Origin of the sequence: Nocardia sp. NPDC051030 (assembly GCF_040683015.1) — a bacterium.
GTDB lineage: Bacteria > Actinomycetota > Actinomycetes > Mycobacteriales > Mycobacteriaceae > Nocardia.
The window spans coordinates 1,018,161-1,026,305 of the sequence record NZ_JBFBCD010000001.1; the positions used below are offsets into that span (position 1 = coordinate 1,018,161).

The 8,145-nt window shown below is 68.1% G+C and carries 8 protein-coding genes; 2 read left to right on the top strand and 6 right to left on the bottom strand.

Going from position 1 to position 8,145, the window contains the following annotated elements; genetic code table 11:
- Positions 1-22: 22 nt before the first annotated feature.
- Positions 23-1,552, bottom strand: a complete 1,530-nt coding sequence (locus AB0N05_RS04415) for a hypothetical protein (protein ID WP_364687362.1) — start codon at positions 1,550-1,552, stop codon at positions 23-25.
- Between the two features lie 68 nt (positions 1,553-1,620).
- Complete coding sequence (locus AB0N05_RS04420) at positions 1,621-2,223, bottom strand: type IV toxin-antitoxin system AbiEi family antitoxin domain-containing protein (RefSeq protein ID WP_364687364.1); 603 nt, start codon at positions 2,221-2,223, stop codon at positions 1,621-1,623.
- A gap of 113 nt (positions 2,224-2,336) precedes the next feature.
- On the opposite strand from AB0N05_RS04420, the gene AB0N05_RS04425 reads away from it, so the two are divergent.
- Positions 2,337-3,452: a DUF2993 domain-containing protein gene (locus AB0N05_RS04425; protein WP_364687366.1), complete on the top strand. Its 1,116-nt coding sequence runs from the start codon at positions 2,337-2,339 to the stop codon at positions 3,450-3,452.
- Here AB0N05_RS04425 and deoC read toward each other — a convergent pair.
- Positions 3,449-4,108, bottom strand: a complete 660-nt coding sequence (deoC, locus tag AB0N05_RS04430) for a deoxyribose-phosphate aldolase (protein ID WP_364687368.1) — start codon at positions 4,106-4,108, stop codon at positions 3,449-3,451. The two genes, AB0N05_RS04425 and deoC, sit on opposite strands and share 4 nt — an antisense overlap.
- A gap of 71 nt (positions 4,109-4,179) precedes the next feature.
- Between deoC and AB0N05_RS04435 the strand changes: the two genes are divergently transcribed.
- Positions 4,180-4,734, top strand: a complete 555-nt coding sequence (locus AB0N05_RS04435) for an N-acetyltransferase (protein ID WP_364687370.1) — start codon at positions 4,180-4,182, stop codon at positions 4,732-4,734.
- A 22-nt stretch (positions 4,735-4,756) separates the two neighbouring features.
- Here AB0N05_RS04435 and purU read toward each other — a convergent pair whose 3' ends face one another.
- The 3 genes from purU to AB0N05_RS04450 form a co-directional block, all read right to left on the bottom strand.
- Positions 4,757-5,638, bottom strand: a complete 882-nt coding sequence (purU, locus tag AB0N05_RS04440) for a formyltetrahydrofolate deformylase (protein ID WP_364687372.1) — start codon at positions 5,636-5,638, stop codon at positions 4,757-4,759.
- A 32-nt stretch (positions 5,639-5,670) separates the two neighbouring features.
- A complete protein-coding gene (locus tag AB0N05_RS04445; RefSeq protein WP_364687374.1) occupies positions 5,671-6,669 on the bottom strand; it encodes an alpha/beta hydrolase in 999 nt (332 codons plus the stop codon).
- 240 nt (positions 6,670-6,909) lie between these two features.
- Positions 6,910-7,932 (bottom strand): alpha/beta hydrolase, encoded by a 1,023-nt coding sequence (locus AB0N05_RS04450; RefSeq protein ID WP_364687376.1) that lies wholly within the window; start codon positions 7,930-7,932, stop codon positions 6,910-6,912.
- Positions 7,933-8,145: the final 213 nt, after the last annotated feature.

Below are 8,145 nucleotides of genomic sequence, written 5' to 3' on the forward strand. Positions count from 1 at the left end.
AGCTTGTGGAACAGGGGCCGAATCAGGTTTGTGGCTTGGGGTTTTCGTCGTCCGAGGTGAAGAGCGAGCGGGCGGAGTCGCGAAGGGATTGGGCCACACCGGAGAGAGCGGCGGGAGCCACGAGGGAGCGGGGGGCGAAGGGCTGCCGCCAGAGGCCGCCGTGGGCAGCGCCTTCGGTGAAGAGGGCCTCGGGGTTGAGGCTGGGGGCGGGCGGGGCGAAGAGGTCTGCCACCAACTTGGCGGCCAGGAGGGGGCCGGCCGTGGCGGGGTCGAAGACTTCTATTCCGAAGTGCGAGGCGGCTCGGTAGGCCGCTGTGCGCCAGGGGGTTTCGCGGTGGACGGCCGGGGTCCAGGCGGGAGGCGCGACCGTGAAGGAGACGGTGCGGCCCGAGGATTGGGCCAGGGTGGCGCGCCAGCGCGGAAGGCGTTGGGAGAGGGCGTAGTCGGGGCCCGAGAGGGACGGGAGATTATCGAAGAGGCCCCAGGCGTTGTGGTCGGCATCGAAGATCGGGCGGGCGTAGTTGAGGCGGTACAGCGAGCGGGGCGCCACGCGGTGCAGGAGATCTTGGGCATTGCCCCGGATTCCTCGCTCGGTCAGGTGGGCGCGGGCGGCCGCCACCACCGAGGCCGGAACGGCGTAGCAGTCGGTCGGCGAGCCGAGCAGCGCCACGGCCGCATCCGGATGATGGGCCAGGAGGGACTCGGTGAGGACATCGCAGGCGGCGGCCAAGCGGACGCCCGCCGCACCGGGCAGGCCCGCATACAGGCCGAGGACCGGGCGGGCATCGGAGTGCGCGGTGATCCAGTGGGCAAGGGCCGGAAAGCTTCTGACGATATCGACGCCGGGACCGGCGGCGGAGATCGGGAAACGCATGGTGCCCGCACCGGACTGTGCGAGCGCACGCAGCCGAGCCCAGCGGGCACGACCCGGTCGATCGACGGCGAGCACGTCCGCGCCCCAGGACAAGAGGGGCCGCAGCGGCGCGAGTTCGGCCGCCGCACCGGTGACCGTGACGCGAAAACCCGGGAGCCGCAACCATTCCGGGTTGTCGATGACCTGTTCGACCGCGCTCACGAAGCCGGGCTCGAGAATCCCGCGCCGCCGCCAATCCGACAGTTGCCCGCGCAGGCTGTCCCCGGCCAATAGCTTTCCGTGCCACGGCACTTCGAGACGCGGCACGGCGTCGGCGGTTCCGGCCACTTCCTGCGTGTCGAGGACGGTTCCGTCCGCCTCCGCATCCACGTCGACCGTATCGAGGGAGGTGACGGTGCGGCCCGCGGCGAATCGCAGCATGGTCCGCACCGAGCGCAAGCCTTCGCGGGCGATCCCGTGCGACACCATCGGCGAGCTCACCGCCAGCGCGGTCATCCCTCGGAACACCCGGTGATAGTCGCGCCGCCAGTCCCGGCAGGTCTCCACCGATTGCGCCAGATCCGCGTCATACGGCCGCACGGCATCGGCGACCACCGCCGCAGAGAACATATCCGCGATCCGATCGGGCGGCCCAGGCGGAAATACCAGGTCCCACATGCCATCGCCGACCGTCCCCATGAGCGATCAGCCTGCCACGAATAGCGTCCGCGCAAAACTCGAAACCATGCGACCGGTACGCCTTGCGATCAGGCGCGGGTCAGGGCGCGATGCAGGCGCGCCGCGGTCGCGGGCGACAGAGCGGCACTGGCGGAACGGATTTCGGCGCGAGCGCAACGGTGGATGGCGACCGCGTCGGCGACTATTTCATCGAGAGCGGATTGTCCGATTCCGGCTTCGGCGAGGTCGAGAACCGTGCGCAGGGGGGTCGTGACCAGGAACGTGCCCGCCGATTCGACATCCTTGCGAGCGAACGTGCGGCGCAGCACCACCAGGCGCGGAGACAGCGGGAACCGGCCGACCCGCGCGGACATGTGTACGAACCGGGGGCGAAGGCGACCGAGCCCGTGGAGCTCGGCGGCACTGTGGTGGGAGACCGCGGCCGCCCCGTCGAACCAGGCCGACCACATGGCGTACTCGTCCAGGGGCCCGTCGGGCCAGTCGCCGAGCCGGAGCAGGCCGACGCCTGCGCGCAGCACGGTCCCGTCCCGCAGCCCATCCCGAATCCGGGTCTCGCAGCCGGTGCGCAGCACCTGACGCGTGGTGAAATACCCGGCGTGCCGGCCGGCCAACTCTTGCAGCGCCTGCCAGCCGTCCTGAGTGTCGGGCTCCGCTGCGTCGTTCCCAGCCATGCTCCTCAGGCTACGCCAGCCTCCTGTGTGTTATGTCACAATCCGCGCTGTGTGAGCCGACACCTCATCGGAAGCACAGAGCCCACACAGAAAGCTCGGGAACAATCGCCCCCATGAGTTCGAAACCCACCTCGGACGACGCAGCCGGCCACGCTCAGGACAGCGCGGCGAACGGCCCGTCGGATGAATCGCCCACCCAGGTGATCGGTGCGGCCGAGACACCACAACACGCCGCCTACCCCGTCGACGGGGGCGAAACCGAAATCATCCCCGCCCACGGCGCACAGCCCGCTCCCCGATGGGACGACAAGACCACGCAGCTAGGCACGCCCGGCACTGGCGACCAGGCCACCTCGGTGCTGGGCGCACACGACACCGGCACCCAGCACACCGCCGCCTTCGATCCGGGCGAGGCGGCGGCCTACGCGGCGGGCGCTTCCTCCGGCCCCGGCCTGGGTCAGGTACCGCCGGTCACTCCCCCGCCCGTGAATCCGGTTGGCGGACAGGACGGTATGCCCCCGAAGAAGAAGCCCAAGCGGACCCTGCTGATCGTCGGACTCGTGGTGGCACTGCTCATCGTGGGCGGCCTGGCCGGTGGCGAGGCGTATGCCCGCCAGCACTACGGCAACTGCGTCGCCTCGCAGTTCGAGGCGCAGATGGGTTCCAAGATCGACGTGTCGTTCGGCTGGAAGCCCTTGCTGCTCACCGCGTTCGACGGCAAGGTGTCCTCGGCGACGGTGGACAGCGATGACACCAAGTTCGGTCCCGCCCAGGATATGAAGGTGCACGCCGTCTTCGATGACATCGACATCAAGGACAATGGCAAGCAGGGCATCACCGCCGACAGTTCGACCGCCGACGTCACCTGGAGCAATGCCGGAATCCAGAAGACGCTGGGCGGCTTGGTATCCGGGGCCACCTCGGATCCGTCGAAGGGCACGCTCAGCTTCGCGGCGCTCGGCGGGGTCGCCCAATTGCAGGTGAAGCCGAAGATCGTCAGCGACAAGATAGAGGTGGAAACCCTCTCCGCGTCCGTGCTCATTTTCGGCCTGCCCACCGACTTGGTCTCGGGCATCGTGCAATTGATGACCGAGAGCCTGCAGAGCTACCCGATGGGCTTGAAGCCCACCAAGGTCGAGGTCACCAAGGATGGCCTGCACATCAGCCTGACCGGCGGCAAGACCGAACTCCAGCCCGCCGACGGCAAGACCACCGACACCGGCTGCTAGGCCGGAAAGCCTTCCAGCACTTCACGAGAACGCGACAGTCCCAACCGCGTGGCGCCGGCGGCGATCAATTCCGCCGCCGCCGCGCTGGTTCGGATACCACCGCTGGCCTTCACGCCGAGCCGCCCGCCCACCGTCTCCGCCATCAAGCGCACCGCGTGCACGCTCGCGCCACCGGCGGGATGGAATCCGGTGGAGGTCTTCACGAAATCCGCACCCGCCTGCTCGGCCACCCGGCACACCTCGACGATCGCCTCATCGCTCAGGGCGGCCGATTCGATGATCACCTTGAGCACCGCGCGATCGCCGACCGCCTCCCGCACGGTGATGATGTCCCCCAGTACGGCGTTGTAATCACCGGCCCGCGCGGCCCCCACATCGATGACCATATCGACCTCGGCCGCCCCCTGATCGACGGCCAGCCGGGCCTCCGCGCCCTTCACCAGCGAATGATGTTTGCCGGACGGAAAACCCGCGACCGTCGCCACCACCAGACCGGGTGCGCGCACCGGCAGCATGGACGGCGAGACGCAAATCGCCAATACGCCCAGGTCGCGGGCCTCCTCGATGAGCGCCTCCACATCCGCGGCGGTCGCTTCCGGTGCAAGCAGGGTGTGATCGATCATCGCCGCCACGTCCCGGCGGGAAATCTGTGCCATGACCAAGGAGTTTGGCATATCCGTGGCGAATTCCGTTGCGGGCCGCCGTGGCCGTCACGCACACTCGTAGGGTGCTGATCCGTCGTGAACGTACCGGCGATGCCGCCGCGATCGACACGGTGCACCGCAGCGCCTTCGCCGCCCAGTACGCGAGCGCCAATGGCAATGGCCCCGCTGACGTGCCCCGATCACCCGTAGACCCACCCGAGGTGGGCCTGGTCCGTCTACTTCGTGACAGCTCCGGGTGGATGCCCACGCTGTCCATGGTGGCCGAGCAATACGACGACATAGTCGGCCACGTCTGCCTCACCCGAGCCGGTATCGGCCCCTTCCCGGTGCTCGCCCTGGGCCCGATCGGCGTCCGCGCCGACCGCCAGCGCGACGGCATCGGCGCGGCCCTCATGCACGCCGCCCTCGGCGCCGCCGACGCCCTCGACGAACCTCTCGTGGGCCTGCTCGGCCACCTCGAGTACTACCCCCGCTTCGGCTTCATCCCCGGCACCCGCCTCGGCATAGTCCCGGACCAGCCGGACTGGACCTCCCACTTCCAGGTCCGCCCCCTGGCCGCCTACGACCCGGAGATCAAGGGCGAATTCCGCTACGCGGACCCCTTCTACACCCTCTGACCGGCACCCTCCGGCGGGCGGATCAGGAGAAGACGACGGTGCGGCGGCCGTGGACCAGGACGCGGCCCTCGAGGTGCCAGCGGAGGCCGCGAGCGAGAACGACACGTTCGATGTCCCGGCCCTGACGGACCATGTCGTGCACGGTGTCCGCGTGATCGATGCGGCTCACGTCCTGCTCGATGATCGGGCCCGCGTCGAGTTCGGGGGTGACGTAATGGCAGGTCGCGCCGATCAGCTTCACGCCGCGGGCGAAGGCCTGGTGATACGGGCGCGCGCCGACGAAGGACGGCAGGAAGCTGTGATGGATATTGATGGCGCGGCCCGCCCAGTGCTCGCACAGCTCCGGCGGCAGGACCTGCATGAAGCGGGCCAGCACCACGGCGTGCGGGTCGTGCACGTCGACCAATTCGCGAACCTGCTCGAAGGCCGGGCCACGGTCGGCCGGGTTCTTGGGGAACGGCACGTAATGGAATTTGATGCCGTGCGCCTCGGTGATCCCGGCCAGGTCCGGGTGATTGCCGATGACGGCCTCGATGGTGGCGGGCAACTCACCGGCGGTGGCACGGCCCAGCAGATCGTGCAGGCAGTGCGCGTCCTTGCTGACGAGCAGAACCGCGCGACGGCGCTCACCGGAATCGATGACCTGCCATTCGGTTTCGGGCCCGAGCTCGGCGGCGACGGCGGTGAACCGGTCGCGCAGCTCCTCCAGGGAGAACGGCACGGTCGCGGCCTTGATCGCCTGCCGCGTGAAGAACCACCCGGTGTCGAGGTCCGAGTGGTATCCGGCCTCCACGATCGACCCGCCGAAGTCGGCGATGAAGGAGGTAATGCCCGCGATGATGCCGGGACGGTCCGGACAGCCCAGGGTCAGGACGTAGCGACGATCGTCGGGCACAGAACTCATACCCGGCAGCATAACGGCAGGCGAAACGCCTCTTATCCGGCGACAGCAACCAGCCCGCGACGGCCCATGGCGATGACGCGACGGAGCTCGAGGTTGAACGCGTCCTCGGCTTCGATGTTCACCAGGTGACCGGTCGGCAGGATGACGTAGCGGTCGAGATAGCCCGCGTCGGCCAGCGTGTCGGCGATCTCGCGGGAATGCAATTCCGGCAGCAGCCGGTCATGCGAACCCGCGATGACGGTGGTGGGGACCGTCAGATTGGCTGCAGCACCGTGCAAGTCGAGCCTCAGCAGACCGCGGGCGACGGCCGCGCGGGCCGACGGACGGCAGGACCGCACAATGGACAGCCCGAAATTCACCTGATCGGCGGTCGCGGACGGATTCAGCAGGCGGCTCTTGGCGATGACGCCCACCGCGCGCCCACCGGGCAGCGGCAGCGGGGTGCCGAAGAGGGTGCGGGCCAGCCACTCCGGTGCGGGAACCAGATCATTGAAGACCGGAATCACGGTGGCGCGGTGCGGAATCTGCCGTGCGGCCGTGGTGGCGAGCAGTACCGAGGAGACGCGCTGGGCGACCTGCTCCGGATACTTCTGCGCCCAGGCCTGAATGGTCATGCCGCCCATGCTGTGTCCGACCAGCGTGGCGCGCTGGCCGGGACGCAGGACCGCGTCGAGCAGGTCGGAGAAGTCGTCGGCGAGCTGGTCGGCGCTGAAAGGCCGTGTGCCCGGAGCGCTTTCGCCGTGTCCGCGCTGATCGAAGGCGATCACGCGGTAGTTGTCGGCGAAGGCATTGATCTGCGGGTTCCAGTATTCGATGGCGCAGGACCAGCCGTGGGCGAGAATGATGACTTCACGGTCGGCGTCGCCGAAGGCGTGGACGCGGAGCTTGGCACCATCTCGGGTGGTGACGGGGATGATCTCGTCCGGCCGTCGCGTGTTCAGCGATTCGGTCTTGTAGGCGCGGGACCGGAGTCCGGTCCGGAAGGGCGCGGTCATCATGTCCGCACCGGCCTCAGGCAGCTTCACCAGCATGAGCACTCCTTTGTGTTCCCGGCCACACTACCGCGCTAGCGACAGTGCTTGCTAGAGCAAGCGGCGAGAAAGTCCAATCTCGCCGCATCTGCCCCGCCTTCTTCTGGAATACCCCGTCCCGCCTACCGCGACACATACTCGAGTCACTCATCGGGATTGAGCATTGCTGTTGTCTACAACACATTTTGGGGCAGTTATGTGCCCCGGATAAGCGACCCCAGGGTGGGAATCACCCACCCGTCAGGCCCCGACCACCTTCGCCGGAATCCCGAACGCGGACTTGGCAACCCGCGCGAGTTCGGCATTGAACTCCCGGTATGCCTCCACATTCCCGAGATGGCCGGTCGGCAGCACCCGGTAGGCATCCAAACTTCCCGCCTCGGTGAGCATTTCGACGATCCGCTCCGAATGCACCAGCGGTGTCATGTCATCCGCCGATCCGGCGAGAATCGTGGTCGGCACGGTCAGATTCGCCGCCCCGCGACCCACATCCAGGTACGACAGCAGCGTGCCGAACCGTCCCCGCACCCGGGCCGGGCACGAGCGCACGATGTCCTGCCCGAAGTCGGCGATATCCCCGACCGAGTCCAGGCTCATGATCTGCCGCCGGAAGATCCACTTCACCGGGTTCACCGGCGGGAAGAGAATCGGCGCGCTCAACCCGAGCAGCCCGACGAAGAACGGCAGCCGCAGCGGTCCGCGATTGAACAGCGGCACCACGGTGGTCTCGGCGATCAGATTCCCGGACGCGGTATTGGTCATCAGCACCGCGAGGGTCCGCTGCCTGACCTGTTCCGGATACCGTCCGGCCCAGGCCTGAATGGTCATGCCGCCCAGGCTGTGTCCCACCAGCACGGCCCTCTGACCGGGCTTCAGCGTGGCAGCCAGGACGTCGGAGAGGTCGTCGGCGAGCTGATCGGTGGTGAGCTTCGCGGTGCCCGCTTCGCTCTCGCCGTGCCCGCGCACGTCGTAGGCGATGACGCGGTATTCACCGGCGAAGGCATTGATCTGCGGGTTCCAGTATTCGAGGCAGCAGGTCCACCCGTGCACCAGCACGATGACGTCGCCCTCGGCGGGCCCGTAGGCATGCACTCGGAGGTGGGCACCGTCGTTCGCGGTGACCGGGATGACCTCGTAGGGACCGGCGGGCGGATTCAGGTCCGCATTGCCGTAGGTCCGGGTCCGCAGGTCGGCTCGATGCTGTCGCATCAGGTCGCGAACCCGCTGGGTGAGGTTCGCCGGTGTAGGCAGCTTTGCCCGCATCAGACACACTCCTTTGTGTTACTGATAGATACAGTAACTCGCCGTCACGTCTGCTAGCTAGTGCAAGCACCAAAAAAGCACTCCGGCCGCCTCCCGCGAAAGCGGGAGGCGGGCGGTGGTCACCGTCGTAAAGGGGCGCGACCAGCGCGGGGCGCGCTGGGTATCATACACCATTGGGCGCCCGGAGGGCCGTTAAAAGCCGGGGTTGGGGAG

What these genes read in the sequence shown, in the direction of transcription:
- AB0N05_RS04415 (WP_364687362.1), bottom strand. Translation starts at nt 1,552, where the DNA reads ATGGGGACGGTCGGCGATGGCATGTGGGACCTGGTATTTCCGCCTGGG.
- AB0N05_RS04420 (WP_364687364.1), bottom strand. Translation starts at nt 2,223, where the DNA reads ATGGCTGGGAACGACGCAGCGGAGCCCGACACTCAGGACGGCTGGCAG.
- AB0N05_RS04425 (WP_364687366.1), top strand. Translation starts at nt 2,337, where the DNA reads ATGAGTTCGAAACCCACCTCGGACGACGCAGCCGGCCACGCTCAGGAC.
- deoC (WP_364687368.1), bottom strand. Translation starts at nt 4,108, where the DNA reads ATGGCACAGATTTCCCGCCGGGACGTGGCGGCGATGATCGATCACACC.
- purU (WP_364687372.1), bottom strand. Translation starts at nt 5,638, where the DNA reads ATGAGTTCTGTGCCCGACGATCGTCGCTACGTCCTGACCCTGGGCTGT.
- AB0N05_RS04445 (WP_364687374.1), bottom strand. Translation starts at nt 6,669, where the DNA reads ATGCTGGTGAAGCTGCCTGAGGCCGGTGCGGACATGATGACCGCGCCC.
- AB0N05_RS04450 (WP_364687376.1), bottom strand. Translation starts at nt 7,932, where the DNA reads ATGCGGGCAAAGCTGCCTACACCGGCGAACCTCACCCAGCGGGTTCGC.